Origin of the sequence: Cupriavidus respiraculi (assembly GCF_914271545.1) — a bacterium.
GTDB classification, from domain to species: domain Bacteria; phylum Pseudomonadota; class Gammaproteobacteria; order Burkholderiales; family Burkholderiaceae; genus Cupriavidus; species Cupriavidus respiraculi.
Genome location: NZ_CAJZAH010000006.1, coordinates 1 through 14,800 on the forward strand (window position 1 = coordinate 1; position 14,800 = coordinate 14,800).

14 protein-coding genes are annotated in these 14,800 nt (G+C 65.8%); 11 read left to right on the plus strand and 3 right to left on the minus strand.

The window, feature by feature from the left end; genetic code table 11:
- The 3 genes from LDO27_RS21100 to LDO27_RS21110 form a co-directional block, all read right to left on the minus strand.
- A partial coding sequence (locus LDO27_RS21100) for a citrate/2-methylcitrate synthase (protein WP_290368849.1) occupies window positions 1–669 on the minus strand: 669 nt, incomplete at its 3' end.
- A 160-nt stretch (window positions 670–829) separates the two neighbouring features.
- The gene (locus LDO27_RS21105; RefSeq protein WP_222204272.1) at window positions 830–1,810 is read right to left on the minus strand and encodes an HpcH/HpaI aldolase/citrate lyase family protein; all 981 of its coding nucleotides are present in this window, start codon (window positions 1,808–1,810) and stop codon (window positions 830–832) included.
- Window positions 1,811–1,965: 155 nt separating this feature from the next.
- A complete protein-coding gene (locus tag LDO27_RS21110; protein ID WP_222204198.1) occupies window positions 1,966–2,949 on the minus strand; it encodes a malate dehydrogenase in 984 nt (327 codons plus the stop codon).
- Between the two features lie 359 nt (window positions 2,950–3,308).
- Here LDO27_RS21110 and LDO27_RS21115 point away from each other — a divergent pair, with 359 nt between their 5' ends.
- From LDO27_RS21115 to asd, 11 genes are all read left to right on the plus strand, one after another.
- A complete protein-coding gene (locus tag LDO27_RS21115; protein ID WP_222204196.1) occupies window positions 3,309–4,211 on the plus strand; it encodes a GntR family transcriptional regulator in 903 nt (300 codons plus the stop codon).
- A 296-nt stretch (window positions 4,212–4,507) separates the two neighbouring features.
- On the plus strand, window positions 4,508–4,918 hold the full coding sequence (gene sdhC / locus LDO27_RS21120; protein ID WP_222204193.1) for a succinate dehydrogenase, cytochrome b556 subunit: 411 nt from the start codon (window positions 4,508–4,510) through the stop codon (window positions 4,916–4,918).
- Between the two features lie 12 nt (window positions 4,919–4,930).
- Complete coding sequence (sdhD, locus tag LDO27_RS21125; RefSeq protein WP_222204191.1) at window positions 4,931–5,296, plus strand: succinate dehydrogenase, hydrophobic membrane anchor protein; 366 nt, start codon at window positions 4,931–4,933, stop codon at window positions 5,294–5,296.
- Window positions 5,297–5,299: 3 nt separating this feature from the next.
- Window positions 5,300–7,078, plus strand: a complete 1,779-nt coding sequence (gene sdhA, locus LDO27_RS21130; RefSeq protein ID WP_222204189.1) for a succinate dehydrogenase flavoprotein subunit — start codon at window positions 5,300–5,302, stop codon at window positions 7,076–7,078.
- 34 nt (window positions 7,079–7,112) lie between these two features.
- Window positions 7,113–7,814: a succinate dehydrogenase iron-sulfur subunit gene (locus LDO27_RS21135; RefSeq protein ID WP_222204187.1), complete on the plus strand. Its 702-nt coding sequence runs from the start codon at window positions 7,113–7,115 to the stop codon at window positions 7,812–7,814.
- Window positions 7,815–7,866: 52 nt separating this feature from the next.
- Window positions 7,867–8,169: an FAD assembly factor SdhE gene (locus LDO27_RS21140; RefSeq protein WP_222204185.1), complete on the plus strand. Its 303-nt coding sequence runs from the start codon at window positions 7,867–7,869 to the stop codon at window positions 8,167–8,169.
- Between the two features lie 42 nt (window positions 8,170–8,211).
- The gene (gltA, locus tag LDO27_RS21145; protein WP_222204183.1) at window positions 8,212–9,513 is read left to right on the plus strand and encodes a citrate synthase; all 1,302 of its coding nucleotides are present in this window, start codon (window positions 8,212–8,214) and stop codon (window positions 9,511–9,513) included.
- Between the two features lie 419 nt (window positions 9,514–9,932).
- On the plus strand, window positions 9,933–11,342 hold the full coding sequence (gene leuC / locus LDO27_RS21150) for a 3-isopropylmalate dehydratase large subunit (RefSeq protein WP_224043852.1): 1,410 nt from the start codon (window positions 9,933–9,935) through the stop codon (window positions 11,340–11,342).
- A gap of 35 nt (window positions 11,343–11,377) precedes the next feature.
- A complete protein-coding gene (gene leuD / locus LDO27_RS21155; protein ID WP_224043854.1) occupies window positions 11,378–12,028 on the plus strand; it encodes a 3-isopropylmalate dehydratase small subunit in 651 nt (216 codons plus the stop codon).
- A gap of 84 nt (window positions 12,029–12,112) precedes the next feature.
- Window positions 12,113–13,180: a 3-isopropylmalate dehydrogenase gene (gene leuB, locus LDO27_RS21160; protein ID WP_224043856.1), complete on the plus strand. Its 1,068-nt coding sequence runs from the start codon at window positions 12,113–12,115 to the stop codon at window positions 13,178–13,180.
- A 351-nt stretch (window positions 13,181–13,531) separates the two neighbouring features.
- Window positions 13,532–14,668 (plus strand): aspartate-semialdehyde dehydrogenase, encoded by a 1,137-nt coding sequence (gene asd, locus LDO27_RS21165; protein ID WP_222204175.1) that lies wholly within the window; start codon window positions 13,532–13,534, stop codon window positions 14,666–14,668.
- Window positions 14,669–14,800 lie beyond the last annotated feature (132 nt).

Genomic DNA, 14,800 nt, shown 5'->3' on the forward strand with positions numbered 1-14,800 from the left:
GGCGTTGAACTCGTGCTCGGCGTACAGGATCAGCGAGGTGTGCATCGCGCGCTCCCACAGCGCCGACGGCGCCTCGCCGTGCAGCAGGTGCAGGAAGTGTCCGCCGATGGATTCGTCGTCGGTCTCGACCTCGATGCGCCGGCCGTTATGGCTGTAGTGGTACCAGTACAGCAGCATGGAGCCGAGCGAGGCCATCAGGCGGTCGGCGATATCGCGCGCGCCGGGCGTGTTGTGGTCCTCCTTCTCCGGCAGCACGGTGCCCAGCACCGACACGCCGGTGCGCATCACGTCCATCGGATGGGCCGAGGCGGGCACCCATTCGAGCGCGGCCTTGACGTTGGCGGGCAGCCCGCGCAGCGCCTTGAGCTTGCGCTTGTAGGCATCGAGCTCGGCCTGGGTGGGCAGCTTGCCGTGCACCAGCAGGTAGGCGATTTCCTCGAACTCGCAGCTCTCGGCCACGTCCAGGATGTCGTAGCCGCGGTAGTGCAGGTCGTTGCCGCTGCGCCCGACCGTGCACAGCGCGGTATTGCCGGCGGTCACGCCGGACAGCGCCACGGACTTCTTGGGCTTGGGGCCGGCGGGCTGCACGGGTGCTGTCGGAGCCGAGTGGGCTTCGGGAAAGGGCGCGGACGCTGCCGGGGCGGCGCCGGCGTCTGGCGTGCCGGACATGCCCGCGAATTCGGCGGACGGTTGCGCGTGGTTTTTCTTGGGCGAGCGTTTCGACATCCGTGTCTCCTGTGCCGCCGGCCGCCCCGCATGGGCCGGCGCAGCGTGTTGTTGTCAGCGTCTTGTTTCAGCGGTTTGCCGCTGGCGCGGCCGCATGCCGCGCTCAGTCGAAAAACAGCTCGCGGGCATTGTCGGGCAGGGCGGCCCCGGTCGCGTGCGCGCGCTGCAGCAGCGACCAGTAGTAGCGGTAGCTGGCGCGGTCGTGCAGCCGTCCCTGGTGGCGGATCGGGGCCCAGTTGTTCTCGTGCGCCGCCAGCAGGATCTCGCTGGCCAGCCCGATCTCGTCGCGCCCCGGCTGGAAGGCCTGCACGATGGGATCGATCTGGCTCGGATGGATGCTCCACTTGCGCAGGTAGCCGAACTCCGCGCGGGCCCGGTGCGCGTCCTCGCCCGCGCTTGCCGGGCGCTGGATATCGGTGCTGACGTTGTGCGACGGCACCTTGCCATGACGGTGGCAGGCCGCCGCGATCTCCAGCATGGCGCGGCGGATCAGCGGGTGTTCGAACTGCTGCGGCGAGCCCATCGCGTCGCCCGGGATGGCGCCGTGGTGCGCGGAGACGAAATCCATCAGGCCGAAGCTGAGGCATTCGACCTGCACCAGCGCCGCGATGTCGAACACCTGCTCGAGCGCGGCATGGGTCTCGATCAGCACGTGGATGGGAATATGCCGGGCCACGCCAGCGGCGCGCGCCGCCTGGTTGACCCGGTCGGTCACGCGCGCGACCTCGACCACGTCGGTGACCTTGGGCACCACCACATAGGCCAGCCGCGCGCCGGCGCGGCTCACCAGAATATCGATGTCGTCGCGCCAGTGCGGATGCGCCGGATCGTGGATGCGCACGCCGACGCGATTGTGGGCGTTGTCGGGGCCGTTGATGATGGCGGCGCACAGCTCGGCATGCTCGCGCTCGAGGCCGACGGCCGCGCCGTCCTCGCAGTCGAAGGTAATGTCGAATACCGGCCCCAGCTCCTGCTGCAACGCAAGCGACTTGCGCATCAGCTTTTCGCTGCCGGCATAGTGATCGCACACCGGCAGCTGCGCCGGTATGGCTTCGCCCTGGAACAGGACCTCGGAAGGATGCACGTTTGGCTTTGGTGGGGTAGGGGTTGGCATCAGGCGCCGCGCCGCCGCTCGCGGGCGCGGCGCCATGAAAAAACCGGGGCCCGCAGCGATCCGTGAATCGTTGCGCAGCCCCGGTCTGTCATGGTGCTGAAAGCGCTAAGCGCGATCGTCGGCGATCAGCCCAGCAGGTGCTGCACGCCGGCACGCTCCTCTTCCAGTTCCTTGAGCGTGATGTTGATCTTTTCCTGGCTGTAGGCGTCGATTTCCAGGCCCTTGACCAGCTCGTACTTGCCGTTGGCCGTGGTCACCGGGAAGCCGAACATGGTGTCGGCCGGGATGCCGTAGGAGCCGTCCGACGGGATGCCCATCGTGACCCACTTGCCGTTCGAGCCCAGCACCCAGTCGCGCACGTGGTCGATGGCGGCGTTGGCTGCCGAGGCGGCCGACGACAGGCCACGGGCCTCGATGATGGCGGCGCCGCGCTTGCCCACGGTCGGCAGGAACACGTCGTTGTTCCAGGCGTGGTCGTTGATCAGGTCCTTGACGCTCTGGCCGTCCACGGTGGCGTAGCGGTAGTCGGCGTACATGGTCGGGCTGTGGTTGCCCCACACGAACAGCTTCTCGATCGAGGCGACCGGCTTGCCGGCCTTGGCGGCGATCTGCGACAGCGCGCGGTTGTGGTCCAGGCGCAGCATCGCGGTGAAGTTCTCCTTCGGCAGGTTCGGGGCCGACTTCATGGCGATGTAGGCATTGGTGTTGGCCGGGTTGCCGACCACCAGCACCTTGACGTCGCGGCTGGCGACTTCATCCAGCGCCTTGCCCTGCACGGTGAAGATCTGGGCGTTGGCTTCGAGCAGGTCCTTGCGCTCCATGCCCTTGCTGCGGGGGCGGGCACCGACCAGCAGGGCCACGTCGGCGTCCTTGAAGGCCACCTTCGGGTCGTCGGTGATCACCACGCCGGCCAGCAGCGGGAATGCGCAGTCTTCCAGTTCCATCACCACGCCCTTGACGGCGTTCTGGGCTTGCGGCAGGTCCAGCAATTGGAGGATGACCGGCTGGTCTTTGCCCAGCATGTCGCCATTGGCGATGCGGAACAGCAGGGAGTAGCCGATCTGGCCAGCGGCGCCGGTGACTGCGACGCGCATTGGGGCTTTAGCCATGTGTAAATCTCCAAACGAGAAGAGGGGAAACTGGTCGGTGCCGCGCCGGCCATGTCGCGTGCGGGATCCGCGGGCCGCGACAGCCTGCGCCTGGACGTACCGAAGCGGGATTGCCGCCACGACGGGGAAGGCGGCCCCCCGGGCGCGGCATCGGGCCGGCGCGAGGGTCGCGACAGTCGTGGTGGCGACAAGGCGTAAGTCTACTGCCAAGCGCGGGCGCACATCCACTTTGGCGCGTCCCGGGCTGGCGGGAGTGTAGGCTTACGCACTATACGTGTCAATTCATATGTCTTATATAAGACATAAGACGTTTCATATCAGGCTGGACGCCCTTTGTCGATCTGTGGTGAAATCCGCCTATGCCTTCGCTACCTTCGTCCCTTGCCGCCGCTTCCTTGCCGGAAGCGCACGATGGCGCCGCTTCGTCCGGCGCCGGGACGTCGGTGCCTGTCCCGCCCCAGTCCGGCGCGCTCGCGCCCGCGACGCCGGCTCCCGCCGCTCCGGCCCCCGCTTCGGCGGGCTCCGCGGCATCGTCCTCCGCCCCGTCCCCCACTTTCAGCCCGCTGTACCAGCAGATCAAGGCATTGATCCTGCAAAGCCTGCAGTCGGGCGAATGGAAGCCGGGCGAGATGATCCCGAGCGAGATGGACCTCGCGGCGCGCTACAAGGTGAGCCAGGGAACGGTGCGCAAGGCCATCGACGAGCTGGCCGCCGAGAACCTGGTCGCGCGGCGCCAGGGCAAGGGCACTTTCGTCACCACGCACCACGAGGACGGCGTCAAGTTCCGCTTCCTGCGGCTGGTGCCCGACGAGGGCGAACCGCACTACGGCGCGAGCCGGGTGCTCGAATGCAAGCGGCTGCGGGCGCCGGCGGAAATCGCGCGGCTGCTGGAGATCCGCACCGGCGACAGCGTGGTGCAGATCCGCCGCGTCCTGTTCTTCTCGGGCGAGGCCACGGTGCTCGACGAGATCTGGCTGCTGGGCGCCAACTTCAAGGGCCTGACGGCCGAGAAGCTGACGGAATGGAAGGGGCCGATGTACGCCCTGTTCGAGGCGGAATTCGGCACCCGGATGATCCGCGCGACCGAAAAGATCCGCGCGGTGAGCGCCGATGCGCCCACCGCCGCGCTGCTGTCCGTGCAGCCGGGCGCGCCGCTGCTGTCGGTGGAGCGCGTGTCGTTTACCTACGGCGACCGCCCGGTCGAGGTGCGGCGTGGCCTGTACGTGACCACGCGCCACTTCTACCGCAACGAGCTGAGCTAGGCCGGCGGCGCCGGTTGTCGCGACGATTGTTGCGCAGGCCGCGATAGCCGCTCTGGCTGTTGCCGAAAATACCGCGAATGGTCCCGGCGGAAGCGGTTTTGCACGCTTGTCGTGCACGCCATGATGGTGCTCGATAGCTGAAAATTATTGGTGCGCCGCGCAACAAAGGCGCTAAAATCACGTGATTTTGCACTTTGTGCACTATGAAGTTTCGCTTTTGGCTGTACCGCGTGTCGCTGGGTTTTGCACGCGTCTTTGTTTACCGCTAGTTTGTTCTACCGCTAATGGGGTCTCGCATGGCTGAAGCCGTCAAAAAAGCCAGGCCGGAATTCCGGAACATCCATGTGACGCAGCTCGCGCGTTACAGGTTGCCCTGGGCCGGCAAGGTGTCCATCCTGCATCGCGCGAGCGGCGCGCTGATGGTTCTTCTTCTTCCCTTCGTTCTGTACCTGTTCGAGCAGAGCGTCACTTCCGAACTGAGCTTCGCAAAGTTCTCGGATCTCCTGTCCGGCGGCTTCGTCAAGCTGGTTCTGCTGGCGCTGATCTGGGCCTACCTGCACCACTTCTGCGCGGGCATCCGCTTCCTGCTGCTGGATGTGCACGTCGGCGTGCAGAAGCCCGCCTCCCGCCAGTCCGCGATTGCCGTGCTCGTCGTCAGCCTGCTGCTCACCGTGGTCTTCGGCCTCAAGCTGTTCGGCCTGTTCTGAGGAGAATCCAAGGTGGCAAATAATAATATCGGTCCCAAGCGTCTGGTCGTCGGTGCGCACTACGGTGTGAAAGACTGGCTCGCGCAACGCATCACCGCCGTGATCATGGTGATCTTCACCATCGTCCTCGCGGTCGCCTTCCTGCTGTCGAACGGCGCTTCGTACGAAGCGTGGGCAGGGCTCTTCGCCAACCAGTGGATGAAGATCCTGACGTTCCTGACCGTCCTGTCGCTGGCCTATCACGCCTGGATCGGCGTGCGCGATATCTGGATGGACTATGTGAAGCCGGCCGGCATCCGCCTGGTCCTTCATGTTCTTACGATTCTGTGGCTCGTCGGTTGCGCGGGCTACGCTGCTCAGATTCTCTGGAGGGTGTAATACATGGTCGCAGTCAAGACTGGATTGCCGCGTCGCCGCTTTGACGTGGTCATCGTCGGGGCGGGCGGCGCAGGTATGCGCGCATCCCTCCAGCTCGCCGAGGCGGGCCTGAACGTGGCCGTGCTGTCGAAGGTGTTCCCGACCCGCTCGCACACCGTGGCGGCGCAGGGCGGCATCGGCGCCTCGCTCGGCAACATGAGCGAAGACAATTGGCACTATCACTTCTACGACACCATCAAGGGCTCCGACTGGCTGGGCGACCAGGACGCCATCGAGTTCATGTGCCGTGAAGCGCCGAAGGTCGTGTACGAGCTCGAACACTTCGGCATGCCGTTCGATCGCAACCCCGACGGCACGATCTACCAGCGCCCGTTCGGGGGCCATACGGCCAACTACGGCGAGAAGCCCGTGCAGCGCGCCTGCGCCGCGGCCGACCGTACCGGCCACGCGCTGCTGCATACGCTGTACCAGCGCAACGTGCGCGCCAAGACCCACTTCTTCGTCGAATGGATGGCGCTGGACCTGATCCGCGACCAGGACGGCGACGTGCTGGGCGTGACCGCGCTCGAAATGGAAACCGGCGAGGTCTACATCCTCGAAGCCAAGACGACTCTGTTCGCCACCGGCGGCGCGGGCCGCATCTATGCCGCGTCCACCAACGCCTTCATCAATACCGGTGACGGCCTGGGCATGGCCGCGCGCGCTGGCGTGCCGCTGGAAGACATGGAGTTCTGGCAGTTCCACCCGACCGGCGTGGCCGGCGCGGGCGTGCTGATCACCGAAGGCGTGCGGGGCGAGGGCGGTATCCTGCGCAACAAGGACGGCGAGCGCTTCATGGAGCGCTACGCGCCGACGCTGAAGGATCTGGCGCCGCGCGACTTCGTGTCGCGCTCGATGGACCAGGAAATCAAGGAAGGCCGCGGCTGCGGCCCGAACGGCGACTACGTGCTGCTGGACCTCACGCACGTCGGTGCCGAGACCATCATGAAGCGGCTGCCGTCGATCCGCGAGATCGGCATGAAGTTCGCCAACGTCGACGCGATCAAGGAACCGATTCCCGTGGTGCCGACCATCCACTACCAGATGGGCGGCATTCCGACGAACTTCCACGGCCAGGTGGTCACGCCGAAGAACGGCAACCCCAACGAAGTGGTCAACGGCTTCTACGCGATCGGCGAATGCTCGTGCGTGTCGGTGCACGGCGCCAACCGCCTGGGCACCAACTCGCTGCTGGATCTGGTCGTGTTCGGCCGCGCCGCGGGCAACCACATCGTCGCCACCGCGCTCAAGCAGAAGGAACACAAGCCGCTGCCGGCCGACGCCGCCGACCTGGCGCTGTCGCGCCTGGCGAAGCTGGAAAGCTCGGCGTCGGGCGAGTACACGCAGGACATCGCCAACGACATCCGCCGCAACATGCAGTCGCATGCCGGCGTGTTCCGCACGCAGAAGCTGATGGACGAAGGCGTGGAGCGTATCCTGGAAGTGGCCGAGCGCGCCGACAACATCCACCTGAAGGACAAGTCCAAGGTCTTCAACACCGCGCTGGTCGAAGCCCTGGAAGTGGCCAACCTGGTGGAAGTGGCCAAGGCGACCATGATCTCGGCCGCGGCACGCAAGGAATCGCGTGGTGCCCACGCCCACAGCGACTTCCCGAACCGTGACGACCAGAACTGGCTCAAGCACACGCTGTTCTACAGCGAAGGCAACCGCCTCGATTACAAGCCGGTGAAGATGGAGCCGCTGACGGTGGAAAGCGTTCCGCCGAAGGCCCGTACCTTCTAAGCACCGCCGTAGAGGACCCACAGGACCTAAAGAAATGAAGCGTATTTTCGAAGTCTACCGCTACGATCCGGACAAGGACGCGGCACCCCGCATGCAGACCTACGAGGTCGAGCTCGACGGTCACGAGCGCATGCTGCTGGACGCGCTGGTCAAGCTGAAGAAGCTGGACGAGACCATCTCGTTCCGCCGCTCGTGCCGCGAAGGCGTGTGCGGTTCGGACGCGATGAACATCAACGGCAAGAACGGCCTGGCGTGCCTGACCAACATGCGCGAGCTGCCGGACCGCATCGTGCTGCGCCCGCTGCCGGGGCTGCCCGTCGTGCGCGACCTGATCGTCGACATGACGCAGTTCTTCAAGCAGTACAACTCGATCAAGCCGTTCCTGATCAACGACGAGCCGCCGCCCGAGAAGGAGCGCCTGCAGTCGCCGGAGGAACGCGACGAGCTGGACGGCCTGTACGAGTGCATTTTGTGCGCGAGCTGCTCGACGTCGTGCCCGTCGTTCTGGTGGAACCCGGACAAGTTCGTCGGCCCGGCCGGCCTGCTGCAGGCCTACCGCTTCATCGCCGACAGCCGCGACCAGGCCACCAGCGAGCGCCTGGACGACCTGAACGATCCGTACCGGCTGTTCCGTTGCCACACCATCATGAATTGCGTCGACGTGTGCCCGAAGGGACTGAACCCCACCAAGGCCATCGGCAAGATCCGTGAATTGATGGTCCGCCGCGCGGTCTGACCGGGCGGCACCAGGGGCGGGGCGGCAACGTCCCGCCCGAGAAGTACAAGCCATGACCGAGAGCCTTACCAACGCAGCCCCCGCTGCGAACTATTCCCATCAGGCCGATCCGCACAAGCGTGCGCGACTGCGGTGGCGCGCCCGGCGCGGCCTGCTTGAGAACGACATCATCGTCGAACGTTTCTTCAACCGTTACGAGGAGAGCCTGTCCGACGAGGATGTGGCATCGTTGAGCGTACTGTTCGAGCTCAGCGACAACGAGTTGATGGACCTGCTGCTTGCGCGCAAGGAGCTGGACGGTGAGCTCGACACGCCCCCGATGCAGCGCCTGGTAGGGCTGCTGCGCTCGGTGTGAGTTTGGCCAACATTACTATTCATAGCATTAGAAGGAACCGACATGACGCCGTCCGATGTGAAAGCCACGCTATCGTTCTCCGATGGTTCCCCCAGCGTTGAGCTGCCGATTTATACGGGCACCGTCGGCCCGGACGTGATCGATATCCGCAAGCTCTATGGTCAGACCGGCAAGTTCACCTACGACCCGGGCTTCATGTCGACCGCCTCCTGCAATTCGAAGATCACCTATATCGACGGCGACAAGGGCGAGCTGCTGTACCGCGGCTACCCGATCGAGCAACTGGCCGAGAAGTGCGATCACCTCGAGGTCTGCTACCTGCTGCTCAAGGGCGAGCTGCCCAACGCCAAGCAGAAGGAAGAGTTCGTCAACTCGGTGATGAACCACACGATGGTTCACGAGCAGATGCAGTTCTTCCTGCGCGGCTTCCGCCGCGACGCGCACCCGATGGCCGTGCTGACGGGCCTGGTGGGCGGCATGAGCGCCTTCTACCATGACGCGATGGACATCGACGATCCGCACCAGCGCGAGATCTCGGCCATCCGCCTGATCGCCAAGATGCCGACCCTGGTCGCCATGGCGTACAAGTACAACATCGGCCAGCCGTACATCTTCCCGCAGAACGACCTGTCCTACTCGGGCAACTTCATGCGCATGATGTTCGCCACGCCGTGCGCCCCGTACAAGGTCAACCCGGTGCTGGAGCGGGCGCTGGACCGCATCTTCATCCTGCACGCCGACCACGAGCAGAACGCCTCGACCTCGACGGTGCGCCTGGCCGGTTCGTCGGGCACCAACCCGTTCGCCGCGATCGCCGGCGGCGTGGCCTGCCTGTGGGGCCCGGCACACGGCGGCGCCAACGAGGCGGCGCTGAACATGCTGGAAGAGATCGGCAGCGTCGACAACATCAGCGAGTTCATCAAGCAGGTCAAGGACAAGAACTCGGGCGTGCGCCTGATGGGCTTCGGCCACCGCGTGTACAAGAACTACGACCCGCGCGCCAAGCTGATGCGCGAGACGTGCCACGAGGTGCTGAACGAACTGGGCCTGCACAACGACCCGCTGTTCAAGCTGGCGATGGAGCTGGAAAAGATCGCGCTGGAAGACGAGTACTTCGTCAGCCGCAAGCTGTACCCGAACGTCGATTTCTACTCGGGCATCGTGCAGCGCGCGCTGGGCATCCCGACCTCGATGTTCACCTGCATCTTCGCGCTGGCCCGCACGGTCGGCTGGATCTCGCAGTGGGAAGAGATGATCACCGATCCGGAATACAAGATCGGCCGTCCGCGCCAGCTGTTCAACGGCGCCGCCGCCCGCAACGTGCCGGACATGGGCACGCGCTGAGCGCAGCGTTCGCATCGCCGCCGGCCACCGGCGGCGGTACGAGGAAAACCCCGCGACCGTTCCCCGGCGCGGGGTTTTTTCTTTGGGCCGCGGGTCCCGCGGGGTGCGTTGAACACGACCTTTTCGCCATCGGCGAAATCCCCCTTTCGCCAATCACAGTCGGGCGCCAGGCCAGTGCCGGCGCGGTGCCGTGGCATAATCGGCCACGAAGTCAATCGCTGCAGCCACCGCGATTCGACCGCCTTTCCGCCACGATTCGCGCCGGCCACCCCGTCATGAATCCGTCCGCGCCGGCGCCACGACAGGGCCCGGCCGGTGGCGCCATTCAGGGCGGTCGCGCTGCAAAACAATATCCCCGCAAACTCATACGCGGCGCTACCCCGTTCCATGCCGGAGCGGCGGCACGCCCGCCACGCACCATGGCCAAGACGCTCTACGACAAACTCTGGGACGACCATACCGTGCACGTCGAGGAAGACGGCACGACGATGCTCTATATCGATCGCCACCTGCTGCACGAGGTGACCAGCCCGCAGGCGTTCGAGGGCCTGAAGCTGGCGCAGCGTCCCGTCTGGCGCATCAGCGCGAACCTGGCCGTGTCCGACCACAACGTGCCGACCACCGACCGCACCCACGGCATCGCCGATCCGGTCTCGAAGCTGCAGGTCGATACGCTGGACGCCAACTGCGATAGCTACGGCATCACCCAGTTCAAGATGAACGATCACCGCCAGGGCATCGTGCACGTGATCGGGCCGGAGCAGGGCGCCACGCTGCCGGGCATGACGGTGGTCTGCGGCGACTCGCATACCAGCACGCACGGCGCGTTCGGCGCGCTGGCGCACGGCATCGGCACCTCCGAGGTGGAGCACGTGCTGGCCACGCAGACGCTGCTGGGCAAGAAGGCAAAGAACATGCTGGTGCGGGTGGAAGGCAAGCTGCCGCGCGGCTGTACCGCCAAGGACATCGTGCTGGCCGTGATCGGCAAGATCGGCACCGCGGGCGGCACCGGCTACACCATCGAGTTTGCCGGCTCGGCCATTCGCGAACTGACCATGGAAGGCCGCATGACGGTGTGCAACATGGCGATCGAGGCCGGCGCGCGCGCGGGCCTGGTGGCCGTGGACGACGTCACGCTCGAATACGTCAAGGGCCGCCCGTACGCGCCGCAGGGCGTGGAGTGGGAGCAGGCCGTGCGCTACTGGCGCACGCTGCATTCCGACGCCGGCGCGCATTTCGACGCCGTGGTGGAACTGCGCGCCGAGGAAGGGCGCCCGCAGGTCACCTGGGGCACCTCGCCCGAGATGGTGGTCAGCATCGAGGACCGCGTGCCCGATCCCGAGAAGGAGAAGGACCCCAACAAGCGCAACGCCATCGAGCGCGCGCTGCAGTACATGGGACTGGAGCCGAACGTGCCGATGCAGAGCATCAACATCGACAAGGTCTTCATCGGCTCGTGCACCAACAGCCGCATCGAGGACATGCGCGCCGCCGCCTGGGTCGTGCAGAAGCTGGGCCGCCGCGTGGCGTCCAACGTGAAGCTGGCCATGGTCGTGCCGGGCTCGGGCCTGGTGAAGGAACAGGCCGAGCGCGAGGGGCTGGACAAAGTGTTCAAGGCCGCGGGCTTCGAATGGCGCGAGCCGGGCTGCTCGATGTGCCTGGCGATGAACGCCGACCGGCTGGAGCCGGGCGAGCGCTGCGCCTCGACCTCGAACCGCAATTTCGAAGGGCGCCAGGGCGCCGGTGGCCGCACCCATCTGGTCAGCCCCGCGATGGCGGCCGCCGCGGCCATCGAAGGCCACTTCGTCGACATCCGCTCGCTCGGCTGAGCCGGCCGACCGCGCAGAACGAAAGAGAACAAGCCATGGACAAGTTCACCGTACACAAGGGCCTGGTGGCTCCGCTCGACCGCGAGAACGTCGATACCGATGCCATCATCCCCAAGCAGTTCCTCAAGTCGATCAAGCGGACCGGTTTCGGTCCCAACCTGTTCGACGAATGGCGCTACCTGGATGTGGGCCAGCCCGGCCAGGACAACAGCCGCCGCCCGCTGAACCCGGACTTCGTGCTGAACCAGCCGCGCTACCAGGGCGCCTCGATCCTGCTGGCGCGCCGCAATTTCGGCTGCGGCAGCTCGCGGGAGCACGCGCCGTGGGCGCTGACGCAATACGGCTTCCGCGCCGTGATCGCGCCCAGCTTCGCCGACATCTTCTTCAACAACTGCTACAAGAACGGCCTGCTGCCGGTGTCGCTGACCGAGGCGCAGGTCGAGCAGCTGTTCGACGAGACCAATGCCTTCAACGGCTACCAGCTCACCATCGACCTGGACAAGCAGGTGGTGATGACGCCGTCCGGCACCGGCTTCGCGTTCGATATCGCGCCGTTCCGCAAGTACTGCATGCTCAACGGCTTCGACGATATCGCGCTGACGCTGCGCCATGCGGACAAGATCAAGGCATTCGAGGCCGAGCGCGTCGCCAAAATGCCGTGGCTGAACAACCGCCTGGTCGGCTGACCGTTCGCGCGAAGCCACCCCGACGGCCGGCGCGTGCGCCGGCCGCCTCACAACGAAACACAGCAAACACAAGGGCACCACAGCATGAAGATCGCAGTCCTGCCGGGTGACGGCATCGGCCCCGAGATCGTGGCGGAAGCCGTCAAGGTCCTGAACGCGCTCGACGAGAAGTTCGAGCTGGAAACCGCGCCGGTGGGCGGCGCGGGCTACGAGGCAAAGGGCCATCCCCTGCCGGACGACACGCTCAAGCTCGCCAAGGAAGCCGACGCCATCCTGTTCGGCGCGGTGGGCGACTGGAAGTACGACAGCCTGGAGCGCCCGCTGCGCCCGGAACAGGCCATCCTGGGCCTGCGCAAGCATCTGCAACTGTTCGCCAACTTCCGCCCCGCGATCTGCTATCCGGAACTGACCGGCGCCTCGAGCCTGAAGCCCGAACTGGTGGCCGGGCTGGACATCCTGATCGTGCGCGAGCTGAACGGCGACATTTACTTCGGCCAGCCGCGCGGCGTGCGCGCCGCGCCGGACGGCCCCTTCGCCGGTGCGCGCGAGGCCTTCGATACCATGCGCTACAGCGAGCCGGAGATCCGCCGCATCGCGCACGTGGCATTCCAGGCCGCCGCCAAACGCGGCAAGAAGCTGTGCAGCGTCGACAAGGCCAACGTGCTGGAGACCTTCCAGTTCTGGAAGGACATCGTCATCGACGTGCACAAGGAGTACCCGGAAGTCGAGCTGTCGCACATGTACGTCGACAACGCGGCGATGCAGCTGGTCAAGGCGCCCAAGAGCTTCGACGTGATCGTGACCGGCAATATGTTCGGCGACATCCTGTCGGACGAGGCTGCCATGCTGACCGGCTCCATCGGCATGCTGCCGTCGGCGTCGCTCGATGCGAACAACAAGGGCCTGTACGAGCCCTCGCACGGCTCGGCGCCGGATATCGCCGGCAAGGGCGTAGCCAATCCGCTGGCCACCATCCTGTCGGCGGCGATGATGCTGCGCTTCACGCTGAACAAGGCGGAGCAGGCCGACCGTATCGAGAACGCGGTCAAGAAGGTCCTGGCCCAGGGCTACCGCACCGGCGACATCCTGACGCCGGGCTGCAAGCAGGTGGGCACCCGCGAGATGGGCGACGCCGTGCTGGCGGCGCTGTAAGGCCGCGAGAAGCGCAAAGGGCGCCGAGCGGCGCCCTTTGCATGGAAATGTCGCTGGTTTTCCGCCCAATTCCGTCGTGCGGCGGCGCGGAAAAATCGTGTAGACTCGCGCAATGGTCCGAATCCTACAGTCCCTTCCGATTGTCGCAAGTAGCTGCGCCGCTGTCGTGCTGACGACGCGCGGGCTCGTGTGCATGGATTCGCACGGCCGCACGATCACCGCAACGACGATTAAAACCATTACCAAAAAAGCGATCGCCTAGATCGTTCGTCGTGCCTGCCCGTCTTCCCCGCGCAGCCACGCCGGGCGAGGAAAGTGCGGGGAAGTGTTCATACAAATCCGAGGTTAGTCATGATTGTAGGTCTCGTCGGTTGGCGGGGAATGGTTGGCAGCGTCCTGATGCAGCGCATGCAGGAAGAGCGCGATTTCGACCATATCGAGCCCGTATTCTTCAGCACGTCCAACGCCGGCGGCAAGGCGCCCGCCATGGCCAAGAACGAAACCACGCTGAAAGACGCCAATGACATCGACGCGCTGAAGAAGTGCGATGTCATCCTGACGGCACAGGGCGGCGACTATACCAACGACGTCTTTCCCCGCCTGCGCGCCGCGGGCTGGAACGGCTACTGGATCGACGCGGCTTCGTCGCTGCGGATGAAGGACGATGCCGTCATCGTGCTTGATCCGGTCAACCTCAACGTGATCAAGGACGCGCTGACCAAGGGCGGCAAGAACTTCATCGGCGGCAACTGCACGGTCAGCTGCATGATGATGGGCCTGGGCGGCCTGTTCCAGCACGACCTGGTCGAGTGGATGACCTCGATGACCTACCAGGCCGCCTCGGGCGGCGGCGCCCAGCACATGCGCGAACTGCTGACCCAGTTCGGCACGCTCAACGCCGCGGTCAAGCCGCTGCTGGACGATCCCGCCTCGGCCATCCTCGAGATCGACCGCACCATCCTCGCCACCCAGCACGGTTTGCCCGCGGAAGACACCAAGCAGTTCGGCGTGCCGCTGGCCGGCAACCTGATTCCCTGGATCGACAAGGACCTGGGCAACGGCGTGTCCCGCGAGGAATGGAAGGCAGGCGCCGAGACCAACAAGATCCTGGGCCGCGGCGAAGGCTTCGTCGGAGCCACCGGCTCCGCGCCGATCGCCGTCGACGGCCTGTGCGTGCGCATCGGCGCCATGCGCTGCCACTCGCAGGCGCTGACCATCAAGCTGCGCCGCGACGTGCCGCTTGACGAGATCGAAGGCATGCTGGCCGCCAACAACCAGTGGGCCAAGGTCGTGCCGAACACCCGCGAAGCCAGCATGACGGACCTGACGCCCGCCGCCGTGACCGGCACGCTGACCATCCCCGTCGGCCGCCTGCGCAAGATGCAGATGGGCGGCGAGTACCTGTCGGCCTTCACCGTGGGCGACCAGCTGCTGTGGGGCGCGGCCGAACCGCTGCGCCGCATGCTGCGGATCCTGATCGAGAAGTAACCGGCGATCGTCCCGGAAGTGCCCTTCAGGGCTTGCGGCACGATTCGTTGCTCCATGGCAACAGAATCGGCGCCGATCCCCGCAACGCCGCGCGCCCGCGCGGCGTTGTCATTGCCGCGTGCCTATTCGCAC

Coding starts and splice junctions, on each gene's coding strand:
- LDO27_RS21110 (WP_222204198.1), bottom strand. CDS start 2,949: ATGGCTAAAGCCCCAATGCGCGTCGCAGTCACCGGCGCCGCTGGCCAG.
- LDO27_RS21115 (WP_222204196.1), top strand. CDS start 3,309: ATGCCTTCGCTACCTTCGTCCCTTGCCGCCGCTTCCTTGCCGGAAGCG.
- sdhC (WP_222204193.1), top strand. CDS start 4,508: ATGGCTGAAGCCGTCAAAAAAGCCAGGCCGGAATTCCGGAACATCCAT.
- sdhA (WP_222204189.1), top strand. CDS start 5,300: ATGGTCGCAGTCAAGACTGGATTGCCGCGTCGCCGCTTTGACGTGGTC.
- LDO27_RS21135 (WP_222204187.1), top strand. CDS start 7,113: ATGAAGCGTATTTTCGAAGTCTACCGCTACGATCCGGACAAGGACGCG.
- LDO27_RS21140 (WP_222204185.1), top strand. CDS start 7,867: ATGACCGAGAGCCTTACCAACGCAGCCCCCGCTGCGAACTATTCCCAT.
- gltA (WP_222204183.1), top strand. CDS start 8,212: ATGACGCCGTCCGATGTGAAAGCCACGCTATCGTTCTCCGATGGTTCC.
- leuC (WP_224043852.1), top strand. CDS start 9,933: ATGGCCAAGACGCTCTACGACAAACTCTGGGACGACCATACCGTGCAC.
- leuD (WP_224043854.1), top strand. CDS start 11,378: ATGGACAAGTTCACCGTACACAAGGGCCTGGTGGCTCCGCTCGACCGC.
- leuB (WP_224043856.1), top strand. CDS start 12,113: ATGAAGATCGCAGTCCTGCCGGGTGACGGCATCGGCCCCGAGATCGTG.
- asd (WP_222204175.1), top strand. CDS start 13,532: ATGATTGTAGGTCTCGTCGGTTGGCGGGGAATGGTTGGCAGCGTCCTG.